Origin of the sequence: Streptomyces sp. NPDC051940 (genome assembly GCF_040680895.1) — a bacterium.
Taxonomy (GTDB): domain Bacteria; phylum Actinomycetota; class Actinomycetes; order Streptomycetales; family Streptomycetaceae; genus Streptomyces.
Window position 1 is genome coordinate 96,248 of record NZ_JBFAXR010000006.1, and the last position, 15,828, is coordinate 112,075.

Below are 15,828 nucleotides of genomic sequence, written 5' to 3' on the forward strand. Positions count from 1 at the left end.
ACCGGGTGGCGGCGCACCCGCGCAACGGGCGCGCCGCCGCCTCACGACAGCCGCACCACCGGCAGCCCCTCCACCGCCCACCGATGGCGGAGCAGGTCGTACGCCCGGACCGTGAGGCGTTTCTGCGCGTCGATGTGGAAGTCGACGCGGAAGCGGTCCTCGCCCGCCCGGGCCGGCGGGGTCGCGGTGAGGAACGTGGGGCTGTGTTCGTTGAGCCAGAGTGTCGCGCGGTCCGTGCGCTGTTCCGGGGTGACCGGGAGCGCGCGGACCCCGCCCGAGGGGTCGTAGACCAGCTCGAGGCCCGCGTCCGCGTCGCGGCCCGTGGCGTGGGTGAGTTCGAAGACGGCGAGGCCGAGGCGGGTCTGGCCGTCGTGTACGGCGGTGAGGGTCAGGGTCTTCACCGGGGCGTCCGTGGGGTACGGCGTACCGGCCCGCACGACCGTCTCGTACGCGAACCCGCCGGTCGCCGGGTCCAGATGGCGGATCGCGTAGTCGTGCTGCACGTGGTCGCTCAGCTCCCGGCCGCCCGCGATCGCCGCGGCCCCGGCGGCGACGGCCTCCAGCGGCCGGTCCACGCGCACCGCGTCCGGGGCGAACTGCAGGGTGACGGCGTCCCGTACGGCCGGCAGGAGGCAGCTGCCGCCCACCAGGAACACCTGGTCGATCGCGGCGGCCGGGCAGCCGTGGTCGGCGGACGCGTCCAGCGCGCGGCGCAGCACGCGCGCGAAGCGGCCGATGACGTCGGCGTCGCGCAGCAGGGCGTCGAGGCAGCCACGGGTCACCTCGTGGCGTACCGAGCCGTCCGCCGTACGGATCACCGCCCGGTCCGCGCCGGAGGACAGCGCGATCTTCGCGTCCTCGGCCGACGAGGTCAGCAGCCGGAAGACCCGGTTGTACGCGACGGCGTCCCCGCGCGGCACCCCCGCCGCCGCCTGTTGCGCGAGCAGGGCGTCGATGTGCGTGCCCCCGAGAGCGGCACCGGCCTTGGCCACGGTCCGCACCCCGGGACCGGCGGGGCCGTCCCCCTCGACCCGTACGACGGACACGTCCAGCGTCCCCGCCCCGAAGTCCACCACGCAGAACACCGCGCCGGGCCCGAGCCGGGCCCCGTACCCCGCGGCGGCGGCGCTCGCCTCGTCCACGACACGCAGCCGGGTCCCCGCGAAGCCGCCGCCCGCGGCGACCTCTCCCACCAGCCAGTCGCGGTACGGGTCGAACGACTCCACCGGCGCGGTCGCCACGATCTCCAGGTCACCGGCGCCGACGGCGAGCACGGTGAGCGCCATCAGGTCGGTGAGGTAGTCGGTGGCGGCGCCGCGCGCGGTGATGCGGCGAGCGCCGACGCGGCGCGGGATGTCGGCGGTGCGTCCGGCGACATAGTTCTTCATCGACTGGAAGACACCCGCCCCCTCGCCGTCCGCCCGCGCCCCGATCAGCCGCCGCTCGCCGTGCGGTTCGTACGCGATACGGGACGGTACGACGCGCTGCAGCACCCCCGCCGCGTCCCGTACCCGCTCGACACCGCCGAGCGGCACGGGCAGCGCCTCGCCGCGGCCGGCGTCCCAGTGCGCCACGACGGTGTTGGCGGTGCCGAAGTCCAGGCCGATCCGGACGGTCACGGGCGGTCCTCCGCGGGGCGGACGGCGACGTCGTACGGGCCGCTTGCCGTATGCGCCCGCGACAGCGCCACGGCATCCCCCGTCCGCGCCAGGGCGCAGTCCCGCAGGAGCCGCAGGAAGGCGCGGACGTCGGTGTCGCGGCCCGCCCGCCCGGCCAGCGCGGCGTCGATCTCGCGCACGTGGCGCGGCGCGAGGTCGGCGAGCGGTACGACGGCCAGGGCGGCGGATCCAACGTCGTACGGGGCGGCGGATCCGCCGTCGTACGGCGCGTACACCCGCAGCCCGCCGTGACCGCCGACGGCCAGCCGCGTGCCGGAGGGGTCGGCCCACAATCCGGTGACGGAGGCGAACCCGTCCGGCAGGGCGGGCGGTTCGGCGTCCTGGAGGGTGACGGGGTCGAACGCCCGCAGACGCCGCCGGTCGGTCGTGACCAGCAGTCCGTCGAAGAGGACCAGGTCGCCCACCGCCTCGACCGCGAGCGCCCGCTCGGCGCGGGGCCGGGCGCCGGCCGAGGTGAGGGTGTACGTGCGCAGACCGCCGGTGTGCAGACAGGCCACGGTGTGGCGGTCGGTGAAGCACACCGACCGCGGCGGCTCCGCCCGGCCGGTGAGGTGGGCGGTCAGCTCCGTACGCCCGGTGGCGGGGTCGTGGATGAGGACGCCGTGGTCGGGCCCGGGCCAGACCCAGGCCAGGAGGGAGGCGTCGGCGTTCGCCGCCGCGGCGTTCTCGCCGTCCGGCTCGGCGTACAGGCCGTACGGTCTGCCGCTCCACTCGCCGGAGCGGACCGCGCGCCGGCCGCGTTCGCGCCAGGCGTCGTCGAAGCGCACCAGCCCGTGGTGGGCGAGGTGCGTCTCATGGGTGCCGCCCCGGGCACGCTGCAGTACGCGGCAGCCGCCGGGGGCGGGGAACGCCAGCGGCATGAGCGGGGACAGGCCGTACAGCGACCGGTGTTCGGCCGTGTTCCACAGGTCGACGACCGGAGCGGCGCCCAGCTCCGGGGCGTGCACCGGCCGGCCTTCCAGGTCGTACACGCTGATGCCGAGCAGGTCCGCCAGCGCCACGCTCCGGCCGGTGTGCAGCACCGACGCCTCCCCCGGCACCGCCTGCCCGCGGCGCAGCGCGAGCGTGACCGGTCGGCCTGTGGGGAGCGGGAAGTGCCGCAGCACGAGCCCCGACAACTGCCCCGGGTCCCGGCCCTCGTCGTCGTACTCACCGGCAAGCACCGCGATGCCCGATCCGTCCGGGGCGAAGGACGCGCTGTGCGGCCGGCCGGGGACGGGGAGGTCGGTGCCGCCGCCCGTCAGCCGACGCCGGGCGCGCCGTACGGCGGACGGGTCGGCGGCGCGCAGCAGCCGGTACCGGGGGTCGTCGTGGGCAGCGGGCGGGCTGCTCCCCTGTACGGCCTCGACCGCCGCGTCCAGCGGCAGGCGCAGGGCCAGGCCCAGCAGCCCGTCGGTGTCCCCCACCGCGCGCAGCCGCGACGCCAGATGGCGGGTCTCCGCGGAGCCGGGGGCGGGCCGCGGGTCCGCGGCGGCGAGGGTGCGCAGCAGATCGCCGCGCCCGGTCTCGGCGAGGGCCTCGCGCACCCGGCGCCGCTCGTCGGCGAGGGCCGCCGCGTAGCCCGCGGCGAGAAGAGCGCCGTCCGGATCCCCCGCCTCGTACTGCGCCAACTGCCCGGTGAGCAGGGCGAACACCGCGCGCCGTGCCGGGTCGGCGGGGAACACGCCCTCGGCGACGCACAGCCCGGTCAGCCCGGGGATGCCCAGCGCCGCCTCGCACACGGCGTCCCGCAGCTCGTCGGGGCCGTCGGCGATGAGACGGCGGGCGGCCCGCGCCACCGGGTGCGCGCCGCGGACCGCGCACGCCAGGACCTCGCCGCGGTGGGCGGGTCGCAGGGCGTCGGGGTGACGCAGCGCGATGAGCGACGCCGGCCGGGCGGAGCCGGCCCGGGCGGGCTCCGCGAACCGCCGCAGGATCAGCCACGCCTCCGCGTCGCCCTCGGGCGCCGCCAGCCACACGCGCCACAGCTGCTCGCGCGCCTCGCCGCCCCACCGGGGGCTGCGCGCCCGGCGCAGCAGCGCCGCCCGGGCGGCACGGGCGCGGCCCTCGCCCACGCCGTTGCGGCGGTACGACTCCAGGTCGTCGTAGAGGCGCGCGGAGCTACGGATCATGCGGGGGGCTCCTCGTACGGCACGGGGCGGGCGTCGCTGTCGTACGGCACGGAGTCGGAGGCCATGTCGTACGGCACGGAGCCGGAAGCCACGTCGTACAGCACGGAGCCGGAAGCCACGTCGTACGGCACCGGGCGGACGGCCACATCGTGCGGGCCCGCGACGGCCGTGCCGGCGCCCAGGGCGACGGCGTCGCCGGTGCGCAGCAGGACGCAGTCGCGCAGGAGCTGCAGGAAGGCGGCCACGTCGGGATCGGCCGCGGCAGACCGGGCCGCCTCGATCACCCGCAGATGGCGGGGCGCCAGCTCGTCCAGCGGTACGGCGGCCGGAAGCTCCCCGGCACGGTCGTGCGGCAGCTGGATCCGCAGCCGGCCGGGTCCCGCGACGGCCAGCCAGGTCCCCGCGGGGTCGGTCCACAGCCCGCTGAGCCGCGTGGTGTCCTCCGGCAGCGCGGGCGGTTCCGCGTCCTCCAGGGTGACGGCGTCGTAGGCGCCGAGGGTGTGCGCTCCGCGGATGCCGTCCGGGGCCAGGTTCGCCAGCAGGAGGCCGCCCCAGTGGACGAGATGGGAGTCCTCGTGCACCCCCGCGAGGTCGCGCCGCGCATGGACCGCCGAGTCCGTCCAGGGATCGGTGTCGACCCTCAGGGCACCGCCCGCGTACAGCCCGGCGACGGTGCCCGCGTCCCTGAAGCACAACGCCTGCACCCCACGCGTACCCTCCTTCACCGCGGTGCGCCCACCGACGACGTCGTGGAACCGGACGAGGCCGAGCTTCGACACGGACTGGTACGCCAGCGTGGATCCGTCGGCGTTCACGGCGACGGTCCTGGCCGGCAGCGGTGTGGTCGGATCGCTCCCCTCGTACGTCCTGCCGTACCACGAGTCCGCCGCGATCTCGCGGCGGGCGGTCTCGTTCCAGCGGCGGTCGTAGAAGGCGAGTTCGTCCCGTGCGACGTGGCGGCTGTTGAGCCGGCGGCTGACCGCCCGCAGGAGGAGCAGCGGGGCGTCGGCGCCGGGGAGAACCGTGACGGGCCAGATCTCGTCGACGACCTCGGAGTCCCCCATGGCGTAGACCGATCCGGTGTCCGCCCTCTTCTGCGGCACGGTGAGCCTGCCCACCCGGCGGCAGCTCAGGCTGAACAGCTTGATGTGCTGATCCGCCCCGAGGGCTATCCGCCGGCCGCTGTGGTGCACCCTCGTCCCCGCGTTCAGCTGGAACGAGTCGAGCGTCACCGAGGCCGGTTCGCCGCCGGACAGCGGGACGTGCGTCAGCGTCACCGGACAGGGCCCGCGCCCCGGACGGTCGGGCGGGGCGGTGAGGACCGCGACCCCCACGCCGTTCGGCGCGACCGACGCGGTCAACGGCACACCCGACAGCTCGACTTCCCGGCCCGCGCCGTCCATACGGCGGCGGGCACGGCGTACGGCACGGAGGTCGGCGCCGCGCAGCAGCCCGTACAGCGGATCGCCGTTCGGCCCTGCGGGCCCCTGGTGTACGGCGTCGACGGCCTCGGCCAGCGGCAGCCGCCGGGCGAGCGCGACGAGCCCGGCGACATCCCGCGACGCGCCGAGCTGCACGGCCAGGTGCCGGATCCCGGCGGCGGTCGGCACGGGCAGCGGGGCGCCCGACGCGAGCAGACGCAGCAGATCGCCGCGCCCGCCCTCGACGAGGGCCTCGCGCACCCGCCGCCGCCCGGCGCCGTCCGCGGCGGTGTAACCCGCCACCAGCAGGGTCCCGTCCGGGTCCCCCGCCTCGTACTGCTCGAACTGCCCGGTGAGCAGCGCGAACACCGCACGCCGCGCCGGGTCCGAGGGGAACGCGCCCGCGGCCACGCACGCCTCGGCCACGTCCGCTTCGCCCAGGGCCTCCTCGCAGAGCGCGTCGCGGAAGGCGGCCGGCGCGTCCCTGATCAGGCTGCGCGCGGCCTCGGCCACCGGATGGCCGTCGTCGCGCCGCGCGCACTCGAGCAGCTCCCGGCGGTGCTTCGGTTCCAGCGCGTCCGGGTGCCCGAGAGCGATCAGCGGCAGGCCGATGGTGTCGGCGTACCGCACACGGGTCCCGAACCGGGAGAGCACGGGCCACACCTTGTCGTCGGGCCGCTCCGACCACAGGAGCCACAGGTAGAAGCGGGCCGTGGCCCCCCACCAACGGGACCGGGCCCGCCACCGCAGCAGCCACCAGGCGGCGCCGCCACGCCACCCCGCGCGTCCGGTCTCACGCTCCCAGAGCACCCGGTGGAACAATCCGCTGGAACCGAGGAACACCCGCCCGCCTCCCCCGCCGACCGGAACTACCCCGTCATCGCCACCGGCTCACGCCCGCGCCGTACGACAGACCGCATCAACAGCGTATACAGCACCAGTGACGCGCCGAGGCCCACCGCCCACCCGTAGTCCGACAGCGGCTTCAGGAACGGGATCAGCCCGTCCTCCGGGAACGGCCCCTGCACGCCGGCGTCCGTGTGCGAGCCGCCCACGGCGAGCACCCCGCCGACCAGGAACGCCGCCAGCGCCCGCCAGTTCCAGCCGTTCGCGTACCAGTAGCGGCCGCCCGCGCGGTACAGGTCGGGGAGGTCGAGCACCGTGCGGCGCAGGATCCAGTAGTCGGCGATGAGGATGCCGGCGACCGTGCCGAGGAGCCCGCCGACCGTGCCGAGCCAGGTGAAGATGTAGACGTCTGGGGACTCGATCAGCTTCCACGGGAAGATGACGATGCCCACGACGCCGGTGATCAGCGCGCCCGTGCGGAAGTTGACGTACTTCGGCACCAGATGCGACAGGTCGTACGCCGGGGAGACGACGTTCGCCGCCAGGTTCACGGAGATCGTCGCGATCAGCACGGTGACCAGGGCGTAGAGCAGACCGATCTTGCTGTCCGCCTTCCCCGCCAGCTGCACCGGGTCCCAGACCGCCTCGCCGTACACGGCCTGCGAACCGGACGTCACCAGCACGGACAGCACCGCGAACAGCGTCATGGTGGTGGGCAGTCCGAGCGTCTGGCCCCAGACCTGGGCGCGCTGGCCGCGGCCGAAGCGGGTGAAGTCGGGGATGTTCAGCGAGAGCGTGGACCAGAAGCCGATCATGCCCATCAGGGCGGGGAAGAAGACCGGCCAGAAGTCGGCGCCCCAGCCCAGCTGGGACGGCTGGTCGAGGAGCGGGCCGAGACCGCCGGCCTTGTCGGCCATCCAGACCAGCAGCACGATCGCGCCGACGATCACGAAGGGCGCGGCCCAGTTCTCGAAGCGCCGCAGGGTCTGCATACCGCGGTAGATGATGGCTATCTGCAGCACCCAGAACAGCAGGAAGCACACCCACAGCGGCCACGGCTGGCCGCCGATCTTCTCGTACGAGGCCCAGTCGGCACCGAAGACGCCGCCGAGCAGGACGAAGATGCCCTGCCCGCCGATCCAGGTCTGGATCCCGAACCAGCCGCAGGCCACCGCGGCGCGGATCATCGCGGGCAGGTTGGCGCCGCGCAGCCCGAAGGACGCGCGGGCCAGCACCGGGAACGGGATACCGTACTTGGGCCCGGCGTGCCCGGTGAGCAGCATCGGCAGCAGGACGAGGACGTTGGCCAGGGCGATGGTGAACACCGCCTGGCGCCAGTCCATGCCGAGGGCCACCAGCCCGGAGGCCAGCGTCCAGGACGGGATGCAGTGGGCCATGCCGACCCACAGGGCCATGAAGTTGTACGTCCGCCAGGTGCGTTCGGCGGACGGGACGGGCCGCAGGTCGTCGTTGTAGAAGCGCTCGTCGGAGGGGATGGCGCCGGGAGCCAGTTCGACGCGGCCCTCCGCGTCGGTGATCTGGCCGCCGGCCGGGGGCGGGGCTGTCGCGGTCATACGTCGGTCCTCTTTCGCTTCAGCGGGCAGGGCTGGGGTCGGCCGCGGGCGGACGGGAGCCTGGCGGCCGGCCCCGGGGACGGTGGCCGTGCGGGTCGTCGAGCGAAGGACGTACTGGCTTCGGGCGGTTCTCAGGTGGTGCGCAGGGCCGGGATCACCTGGCTGCCGTACGCGTCGATGGTCTCCTCCTTCGTGTCGTGCATCGCGTACACGGCGAACTGGTCCACGCCCAGCTCGCGCAGGGCCTGCAGCTTCTCGATGTGCGCCTCCGCCGGCCCCAGCAGACAGAACCGGTCGACGATGTCGTCGGGCACGAAGTCCGTGGAGGGGTTCCCGGCGCGCCCGTGGTGCGAGTAGTCGTACCCGTGCCGCTCCTTGATGTACGCCGTCAGCGCCTCGGGGACGACCGCCGAGTGCTCGCCGTACCGGCCGACCAGGTCGGCGACGTGGTTGCCGACCATCCCGCCGAACCAGCGGCACTGCTCGCGCGCGTGGTCGAGGTCGTCGCCGACGTACGCCGGGGCCGCGACGCAGATCGTCAGCGAGGCGGGGTCGCGGCCGGCGGCAGCGGCGGCGTCGCGGACGGCCTTGACCATGTACTCGGTGAGGTACAGGTCGGCGAGCTGGAGGATGAACCCGTCGGCCTCACGGCCCGCCATCTCCAGCGCCTTGGGCCCGTACGCGGCCATCCAGACCGGCAGCCGGCCGTCCTTGACCCAGGGCAGCCGCAGCGGTGTGCCGTCGACCACGGCCTCCCGCCCCTCGGCGAGATCCCGGATCACCCGCATGGCCTCGCTCAGCCGGGCCAGCGTGTTGGGCCGGCGCCCGGCCACCCGCATGGCGGAGTCGCCGCGGCCGATGCCGCAGACGGTGCGGTTGCCGTACATCTCGTTGAGGGTGGCGAAGGCGGAGGCGGTGACCTCCCAGGCGCGGGTGCCCGGGTTGGTGACCATCGTGCCGACCTTGAGCTTGGTGGTGTGCTCCAGGATGCGGCTGTAGATGACGAACGGCTCCTGCCACAGAACGGTGGAGTCGAAGGTCCAGCCGTTGCTGAAGCCGTTGCGTTCGGCGCGGCGCATCAGGCCGACGACGGCCGATGCGGGCGGGTCGGTCTGCAGGACGAGTCCGAAGTCCACTCCGGTCTCCTTTGTTCGGTCCAGGTACGGGCGGATGCTGACGCGCGGCGCCGTGCCCGGCGCCCCGCGCGCACCCTGTGAACCGCCTCCGGCCGGTCGCGGTTGCGCCGCCGTTCGGGCGGTCCGATCGCGTCCGGCCGGAGACCCCCTCGCCTCGGTGCGCGGCGGTGGGGGTCGCTTGAAAGGGACAATCGTGGACTTGTTCGCGGGGGTTGGCAAGACGGTCTACACGGGTTGACCCGTAGTGAAGTCAAGGGAAAACACCGATGCGGGGGCGGGGTGCGGCCCCGGAACATGGGAGGTGGGGAGCCGAGGGGGGAAGATGAAGAAACTTCTGGAACTGATCGCCGCGCTGATCGTCGCGTTCTTCGGGCTGCAGGTGGCGAACAACCAGTTCGATCTGAACATCAACATGCCGCAGGTGGTCGGCGACGGCGGCGGCGATTCGTCGTCGGGCGGGGACAACTCGGGGACCGGCGAGCCGAACCCGGGCGGCACGGCCCCGTCGACGGGTCCGACGGACCCCGAGAAGGTCGAGACGTGGGGGCCGGCCGCGCTGAACTCCTGCGGCGAGGTGTCCAACGGCCAGCCGTGCCGGGTCCACGGCTCGGGCTTCAAGCCCGGCGAGGCGGTGGAGTTCACCGCGCCGGAGACGGGCCAGCAGCAGGGCGGCGAGACGGCGGACGACAACGGGGAGTTCGACCACGACTTCGCGGTCCTGTCGGCTCCGGGCCGGACGTACACGGTGCAGGCGAAGGGCACGGACTCGGGCCTGACGGCGACGGTGTCGTTCACGCTGACGGAGTAGCGGGGGCGGGGGCGGCGTCGAGCGCAGAGGCGATCTGCCGGGCCATGGCGGCGAGGACGGGACCGGACCGCCCCTTGGAGGCCAGGGTGGCGCTCTCGACGGCGAGGTCGACGATGCCGCGGAAGTCGTCGGCCAGGGCCGGATCCCGCTCCCGGAGCAGGGCCATGGCATCGGTCAGGCAGGGCAGCACCCGATCGGCGAGCTCGGCAACGGACTTGCCACGCAACCCGACGACCTTGGCCCGCTCGGCGAGCACGTGCCCGACGGGCCCGGTGGCACAGGCCAGGGCAATGGCCCCCCGACTGGCAACCTTGCCCGGCGCCCCGGCGGCATCGGCGGCGGCCAGCAGGGCGACGGCGCCGTACGCGGCGGTGCGCAGGGTGTCCTTGTCGTGGCTGGTGAGGGCGAGAGACATGGTCGCTGCTCCTTGGGTTCGTTCGCGGCCCCACTACTCGGCCGCGTCGCCTTCTCGGTGAGGCCAACCCTGCGCCCGTCCGGTTTTACGCCGACCTCAGGGCGGTTTCAGCGCGGGTGTCGCCAAGGGGCCGCACTGAAAGCAGACGGCCGCCGCCCGGCGATGTCAGTGGTCGGACACTCCTCGGCCAGGTCAGGCGCGCGCATGGCTGACTCCCTTCTGCTCGGGCAGGTCCCTGTTCGCAGCGTCCTCGCCGTCGTCGAAGCCGACCAGGTCGTCGACGTGGAAGGCCCGTGCGACGGGGACGTCGCTGCTGGAGTGCGCCACGATCGAGAACGCGATGCACACCGCGATCAGCGTGTAGGCGCTCTCCGCCTGCGGGATGCCGGACTGCAGCACCAGCAGCCCGTACACGACCGAGGCGAAGCCCTTCGGGCCGAACCAGGCCGCCGCCAGCTTCTCCCTCCGGTCGAACCGGGTCCGCCACAGCGACAGCAGCAGCGACGCGGGCCTGATCACCACGATCGCCAGCGCCACCGTTACATACCCGCCCGCCGACAGGTCCCCGAACAACTGCGGGGTCAGCAGCGCCCCGAACACCAGCAGCGCGGCGAACTTCGCCAGCTCCGCGAGCGACTCGCCCAGCGGCCCGAACGCCTCCGCCGCCCGCGGCGAGACCGAGGCCAGCACCGCGCCGGCGGAGAAGGCCGCCAGGTAGGGGTTGGCGTGGGTGAGGTGGCAGGCCGCGTACAGGATGATCCCGGTGGCCAGCGGCAGCAGCGGCTGCAGCTTGGGTTCCGCGCCCAGCAGCGGCAGTCGCACCAGCGCGGCCACCGCCAGTGGTAGCACGACGCCGAACGCCAGGCCGAGCGCCAGCTCCAGGATGATCCTCGTCGCGGACGCCTCGCCGTGCCCGGCGGCCGGCCCGGCCGCGGCGATCAGCAGCAGCACCACCGGCAGCGCCAGCCCGTCGTTGATGCCGCTCTCGACGTTCAGCAGCTGACGCAGCCGGGCCGGTACCTCCTTGCGGCCCACGATCGCCGAGGCGAACACCGGGTCCGTCGGTGCCAGCACCGCTCCCACCAGGAACGACGTCGTCCAGTCCAGCCGTACCAGATAGTGCGTGGCCACCGCCGTTCCCACGCACGCCAGCGGCATGCCGAGCCCCAGCGCCCGCGCCGGGTTGCGCCAGGCCCTCTTCAGCTCCGGGAAGGACACGTGCATGCCGTCGGTGAACAACACCGCGAACAGCGCCAGATCCGCGGTCACCGCGACGACCTCGCTGCGCGGCGTGATGTGGATCAGCCCGAGGAAGCCGTCGCTGACCAGCGCCCCGCCGACCAGGAACAGGAAGGAGGTGGACAGGATCGTGCGGGCGGCAAGCCCCGAGAGCAGCACCGCCACCAGCAGGGCGATCCCGAAGACACTGACGAGCACCATGACGACCGCCCCCGATCAGCGAAGAGAACAATCCCTCAACTCGCCGACCAGGCTTCCCGGCACACCGCCGGTGACCTTACTGGATCCTGACGCGATCCTTACAGAACCTGAACGGGCAATGTGGCGGGGCGCTGTCTGCCGACATCGTCCGCGATCCCGGCCGGGTCCGGCTGCCAGGCGGCACCATGACGTCGCGCCCACGGCTCCGTGCGGTCAGGGCGTGCCGCCGTGACCGTCGCCGCTCTGCGATCGATACGCCTGCTCGCGTTCGGCTTCCGTGCCGATCGGGTCCTCCACCACCAGAGGCTTGCCGTCGGCGGGGAGCCGGGTGTGGTGGTCGGTGCTGTAGAAGCGGACCTCGTGTCCGTCCGGGTCGTGCGTGCCGGGCAGGATCCAGCCGATGGTGGCGAAGTGGACGCCCGCGTGCTTCTCGCCGAGAGCCGCCAGCCGAGCGGCCAGGTCCTCGAGCTCCGCCTTGCCCGGAACGCCGATCGAGAAGTAGTCGAAGCCGCTCGCGCGTCGGGCGCGGTCGGGATCGAGAACGAATCCGATCATCGGCCCACCGTTCGGGTGGACCATGGAGATGCCGGTGGTCCGGCCGTCCTTGGTGAACTCGATCAGCGGCACGTAGCCGAGCCGGGATGCGTACCACGACCGCGAGCGTCCGATGTCGCCGACCGGCAGCTTGACATGGTGTACGCCGTCCAGCACTGGAGCATGGTCGGTGGCCATGAAGATGCCTCCCATTCATTGCAGTCTCACTGCATTGTTGCAGTTAAACTGCAATCCATGAGCGATCCTGTCAAGGGGCTCCGCGCTGCGCGGGTGGCCGAGACGAAGCAGCGCATCCTTGATTCCGCCCGCGAGCTGTTCGTGCGCGACGGCTACCACGCGACCACCCTCACCGCAGTCGCGGAGGGCGCCCAGCTCGCACCCCGGACCGTCTACGTTCGGTTCGGCACCAAGGCGGCGCTGCTGCGGAGCGTCGTCGATGCGGCCGTGGCAGGGGATACGGCGGAACAGGCCGTGCGCGACAGCGACTGGTACCGAGCAGCGTTGACCGCCGGCACCCTCGCCGACCGGATCACGGCGCTGGTCACGGGAACCACCGACCTGATGGAACGCGCCGCCGACCTGTTCGAAGTGGTCCTGCAGGCTCAGGCCGCCGAACCCGAGCTGGCGGACGCCTTCCAGGCCGGCCGCACCGCCACCCGCGAGCTGCTGCTCCAGTTCGTCCGGACCGCCCGAGCCGATGGCTTGCTCACCGAGCCAGCGGACCCCGAGTGGCAGGCAGAGACGGTGGCACTGGCGGGGCAGGCGGAGACCTACCTGCTGCTGCGCCGCACGACGAGGTGGACACCACAGCAGTACGGCCGCTGGCTGCACAGCACCCTGTCGGAGGTACTGCGGGAAGTGGCCGCCCCGTCAGGCGAGATGGAGCAGCCGTGCGTATGAGCAGGGCGTAAAGATTGCCGGGATCTGGCAATGAACGGGCGCATGCTCCCGTGCCACGATCGGCATCACAGCGCGCCGGGCGGCGACGCTGGGCCGCTGAACGGGGGTGGGCGATGGGCGCGTTCGTCGAGGCGGCGTTCGCCTTTCCTGCCGTGGTCTTCTCGTTCGCGCTCATCGTCGTCGTCGCCTACTGGCTGTTCGCCGCGATCTCCGGCGGGCTCGGCGAGGTGTTGGACGCCGAGGCGCCCGGCGACGTGGCCGCCGACGCCGGAGGGGACGCCGGCGGCTTTTTCGGTCTGACCGCGGCCCTCGGGCTCGGGGGGATCCCGTTGACGGTCGCCGTGTCGCTGGTGATCGCCGTGGCGTGGTTCGTGTCGCTCACGGCCGTCGTACTGATCGACGGGCTGGGGCTGGGCGGGCTGCTCGCCTGGATGGCGGGGGTGGCCGGGCTCGTGGCGGCCTCGGTGGCCGGATGGGGTGCGACCTGGCTGGTGGCCAGGCCGTTGCGCCGGCTGACCGGTTCGGCGCCCGCTGCCAGCCGCTTCGATTTCGTGGGCCTGGTCTGCACCGTACGCACCGGGGCCGTCGGCCCCGATTTCGGGCAGGCCGAGGTGACGGCGGGCGATGGATCGAGCGCCATCGTGCAGGTTCGCGCGGAGCCCGATACCGGGCTGGCCGCCGGTGCCAGCGCCCTGATCTTCGACTACGACGCCGAGGGCGAGTTCTTCCGCATCGCGCCCTTCGAGCTCTGACCGGTCCGTCCGGCTTCGGGGCGGGCACCGCGTGCGCGCGCGTGCTGCCGACTTCACGCTTCTCACGACAAGGAATCTCTCGATGGATGCCATCACCACGGGCATCGGCGTCCTGTTCGCCGTGCTCCTGCTCATCGCCATCGCGGTGCTGTTCATGCTCAGCCGCCTCTTCCGCAAGGTGCAGCAGGGCCATGCGCTGATCGTGTCGAAGATGCGGCGGGTGGATGTGACCTTCACCGGCACCGTGGTGCTGCCGGTGCTGCACAAGGCCGAGCTGATGGACATCTCGGTGAAGACGATGGAGATCACCCGGACCGGCAAGGAGGGGCTGATCTGCCGGGACAACATCCGCGCCGACATCCGGATCTCGTTCTTCGTACGGGTCAACAAGACCGTCGAGGACGTCATCAAGGTCGCCCAGGCCATCGGCACCCAGCGGGCCAGCGACCAGGACACGCTGCAGGAGCTGTTCAACGCGAAGTTCTCCGAGGGGCTCAAGACGGTCGGCAAGCAACTGGACTTCGCCGACCTGTACACCAAGCGGGACGAGTTCCGCGACCGGATCATCGCCGTCATCGGCACCGACCTCAACGGCTACAGCCTGGAGGACGCGGCGATCGACTTCCTGGAGCAGACGCCGCTGGTGCAGCTGGATGCGCAGAACATCCTGGACGCCCAGGGCATCCGTAAGATCACCGAGCTGACGGCCGCGGAGAACGTCCGTACCAACGAGCTCAAGCGCAACGAGGAGAAGGAGATCACCCGGCAGAACGTGGACGCCCGCGAGGCGGTGCTGGAGCTGGAGCGCCGGCAGGCCGACGCGGAGTCCAAGCAGGCCCGGGAGGTCAACACCGTGCGGGCGCGGGAGGAGGCCGAGACCGCCCGGGTGCAGGCGGAGGAGCGGCTGAAGTCCTCGACGGCGTACATCAGGACCGAGGAGCAGATCGGCGTCCAGGAGGAGAACCGCGAGCGGGAGGTCGCCGTGGCCCGGCTGAACCGGGACCGGGTGGTGGCGATCGAGAGCGAGCGGATCGAGAAGGACCGGGTGCTGGAGGTCATCGCCCGCGAACGGGAGACCGAGCTGCGCCGTATCGCCAAGGACAAGGAGCTGGAGGGCGAGCGCCGGGACATCGCGGACGTGATCCGGGAGCGGATCGCGGTGGAGAAGACCGTGGCGCAGCAGGAGGAGGAGATCAAGAAGCTGCGTACGGTCGAGGAGGCCGAGCGCGAGCGCCAGGCTCTGATCATCGCGGCGGAGGCGCAGGCCCAGGAGCGCCTCGTCAAGGACATCAAGGCGGCCGAGGCGGCCGAGGCGGCGGCGCGGCACTGGGCGGCCGAGGCGCTGACGAAGGCGGAGGCGCGGCGCAAGGCCGCGGACCTGGACGCGGCTGCCGCGATCCGGCTGGCAGAGGGCAAGCAGGCGGACGCGGCGGCGGCCGGGCTCGCCGAGGCGCACGTCAAGGAGCGCAGCGCGGAGGCGATCGCCAAGGTCGGCACGGCCGAGGCGGCCGTCGAGCGGGAGAAGGCCCTCGCCGCGGCCACCGGGCTGCGGGAGAAGATGCAGGCGGAGGCCGACGGGATCAAGGAGAAGGCCGCCGCGATGGCGGAGCTGGACGCCACCGGCCGGGAACACGAGGAGTACCGGCTGCGGCTCGCGGCGGAGAAGGACATCCGGCTGGCCGGCATCGACGTACACGCGAAGATCGCCGAGGCGCAGGCGACGGTGCTCGCCACCGGGCTGGAGAACGCCGACATCAACATCGTCGGCGGGGACAGCGTCTTCTTCGACAAGCTGGTCGGCGCCGTGTCCGCGGGCAGGGCGGTCGACGGGTTCGTGAACAACTCCGCGGCCGTGCAGGCCATGGCCGGTCCCTGGCTGGACGCACAGGACTCCACCTTCACCCGGGACCTGGCCGCGATGGCCTCCGGCCTGGGTGCGGGCGGGCTGCGCGATGTGACCCTCGCCGGCCTGCTGACCCGGCTCATCGCCGCGGGCGGCCCGAACACCCCTGCGCTGACCGAACTGCTGGAGGCGATCCGCGGCTCGGGCGCGGCCGAGCTGCCGCTGGCGGCGCTGGCCGGCCCCGCGGTGAACGGCATCCCGGCCCAGCACTGACCCACCCACGCGTGGGGGCGGAGTCCCCGTCCCGCCCCCACGCCGACCGCACCACCACCAAGGAGCTGAAGAGCG

At 73.1% G+C, this 15,828-nt stretch carries 12 protein-coding genes; 4 read left to right on the forward strand and 8 right to left on the reverse strand.

Features of this window, described 5'->3' with window-relative positions:
* Nucleotides 1-41 precede the first annotated feature (41 nt).
* From AB0M28_RS04715 to AB0M28_RS04735, 5 genes are all read right to left on the reverse strand, one after another.
* Nucleotides 42-1,619 carry an Hsp70 family protein gene (locus AB0M28_RS04715; protein ID WP_365397698.1) on the reverse strand — a complete coding sequence of 526 codons (1,578 nt, stop codon included), beginning with the start codon at nucleotides 1,617-1,619 and terminating at the stop codon, nucleotides 42-44.
* Nucleotides 1,616-3,790 (reverse strand): hypothetical protein, encoded by a 2,175-nt coding sequence (locus AB0M28_RS04720; RefSeq protein WP_365397701.1) that lies wholly within the window; start codon nucleotides 3,788-3,790, stop codon nucleotides 1,616-1,618. The genes AB0M28_RS04715 and AB0M28_RS04720 overlap by 4 nt, the downstream gene beginning before the upstream one ends.
* Nucleotides 3,787-6,054, reverse strand: a complete 2,268-nt coding sequence (locus tag AB0M28_RS04725; RefSeq protein WP_365397704.1) for a hypothetical protein — start codon at nucleotides 6,052-6,054, stop codon at nucleotides 3,787-3,789. Before AB0M28_RS04725 ends, AB0M28_RS04720 begins: the two co-directional genes overlap by 4 nt.
* Nucleotides 6,055-6,080: 26 nt before the next feature.
* A complete protein-coding gene (locus AB0M28_RS04730; protein ID WP_365397707.1) occupies nucleotides 6,081-7,631 on the reverse strand; it encodes an NCS1 family nucleobase:cation symporter-1 in 1,551 nt (516 codons plus the stop codon).
* 131 nt (nucleotides 7,632-7,762) lie between these two features.
* Entirely contained in the window at nucleotides 7,763-8,767 is a 1,005-nt protein-coding gene (locus tag AB0M28_RS04735) for a TIGR03842 family LLM class F420-dependent oxidoreductase (protein ID WP_365397710.1), read from the reverse strand.
* A 322-nt stretch (nucleotides 8,768-9,089) separates the two neighbouring features.
* Between AB0M28_RS04735 and AB0M28_RS04740 the strand changes: the two genes are divergently transcribed.
* Nucleotides 9,090-9,575 carry a hypothetical protein gene (locus AB0M28_RS04740; protein WP_365397712.1) on the forward strand — a complete coding sequence of 162 codons (486 nt, stop codon included), beginning with the start codon at nucleotides 9,090-9,092 and terminating at the stop codon, nucleotides 9,573-9,575.
* Here AB0M28_RS04740 and AB0M28_RS04745 read toward each other — a convergent pair.
* The 3 genes from AB0M28_RS04745 to AB0M28_RS04755 form a co-directional block, all read right to left on the reverse strand.
* Nucleotides 9,559-9,990 carry a hypothetical protein gene (locus AB0M28_RS04745; protein WP_365397715.1) on the reverse strand — a complete coding sequence of 144 codons (432 nt, stop codon included), beginning with the start codon at nucleotides 9,988-9,990 and terminating at the stop codon, nucleotides 9,559-9,561. The genes AB0M28_RS04740 and AB0M28_RS04745 overlap by 17 nt on opposite strands.
* A 192-nt stretch (nucleotides 9,991-10,182) precedes the next feature.
* Nucleotides 10,183-11,430, reverse strand: coding sequence for a cation:proton antiporter (locus AB0M28_RS04750; RefSeq protein WP_365397718.1), 1,248 nt, complete (start codon nucleotides 11,428-11,430; stop codon nucleotides 10,183-10,185).
* Between the two features lie 213 nt (nucleotides 11,431-11,643).
* Nucleotides 11,644-12,177 (reverse strand): VOC family protein, encoded by a 534-nt coding sequence (locus AB0M28_RS04755; protein WP_365397721.1) that lies wholly within the window; start codon nucleotides 12,175-12,177, stop codon nucleotides 11,644-11,646.
* 42 nt (nucleotides 12,178-12,219) lie between these two features.
* Between AB0M28_RS04755 and AB0M28_RS04760 the strand changes: the two genes are divergently transcribed.
* The 3 genes from AB0M28_RS04760 to AB0M28_RS04770 all read left to right on the forward strand — a co-directional run bounded on the left by AB0M28_RS04760 (nucleotide 12,220) and on the right by AB0M28_RS04770 (nucleotide 15,753).
* Nucleotides 12,220-12,885, forward strand: a complete 666-nt coding sequence (locus AB0M28_RS04760) for a helix-turn-helix domain-containing protein (RefSeq protein ID WP_365397724.1) — start codon at nucleotides 12,220-12,222, stop codon at nucleotides 12,883-12,885.
* 113 nt (nucleotides 12,886-12,998) lie between these two features.
* Nucleotides 12,999-13,637: a hypothetical protein gene (locus tag AB0M28_RS04765; RefSeq protein WP_365397727.1), complete on the forward strand. Its 639-nt coding sequence runs from the start codon at nucleotides 12,999-13,001 to the stop codon at nucleotides 13,635-13,637.
* Between the two features lie 82 nt (nucleotides 13,638-13,719).
* Nucleotides 13,720-15,753: a flotillin family protein gene (locus AB0M28_RS04770; protein ID WP_365397730.1), complete on the forward strand. Its 2,034-nt coding sequence runs from the start codon at nucleotides 13,720-13,722 to the stop codon at nucleotides 15,751-15,753.
* Nucleotides 15,754-15,828: the final 75 nt, after the last annotated feature.

Bases quoted from the DNA above. Each gene is read 5' to 3' on its own strand.
- AB0M28_RS04760 (WP_365397724.1), top strand. From the start codon at position 12,220: ATGAGCGATCCTGTCAAGGGGCTCCGCGCTGCGCGGGTGGCCGAGACG.
- AB0M28_RS04770 (WP_365397730.1), top strand. From the start codon at position 13,720: ATGGATGCCATCACCACGGGCATCGGCGTCCTGTTCGCCGTGCTCCTG.
- AB0M28_RS04720 (WP_365397701.1), bottom strand. From the start codon at position 3,790: ATGATCCGTAGCTCCGCGCGCCTCTACGACGACCTGGAGTCGTACCGC.
- AB0M28_RS04730 (WP_365397707.1), bottom strand. From the start codon at position 7,631: ATGACCGCGACAGCCCCGCCCCCGGCCGGCGGCCAGATCACCGACGCG.
- AB0M28_RS04765 (WP_365397727.1), top strand. From the start codon at position 12,999: ATGGGCGCGTTCGTCGAGGCGGCGTTCGCCTTTCCTGCCGTGGTCTTC.
- AB0M28_RS04745 (WP_365397715.1), bottom strand. From the start codon at position 9,990: ATGTCTCTCGCCCTCACCAGCCACGACAAGGACACCCTGCGCACCGCC.
- AB0M28_RS04750 (WP_365397718.1), bottom strand. From the start codon at position 11,430: ATGGTGCTCGTCAGTGTCTTCGGGATCGCCCTGCTGGTGGCGGTGCTG.
- AB0M28_RS04755 (WP_365397721.1), bottom strand. From the start codon at position 12,177: ATGGGAGGCATCTTCATGGCCACCGACCATGCTCCAGTGCTGGACGGC.
- AB0M28_RS04740 (WP_365397712.1), top strand. From the start codon at position 9,090: ATGAAGAAACTTCTGGAACTGATCGCCGCGCTGATCGTCGCGTTCTTC.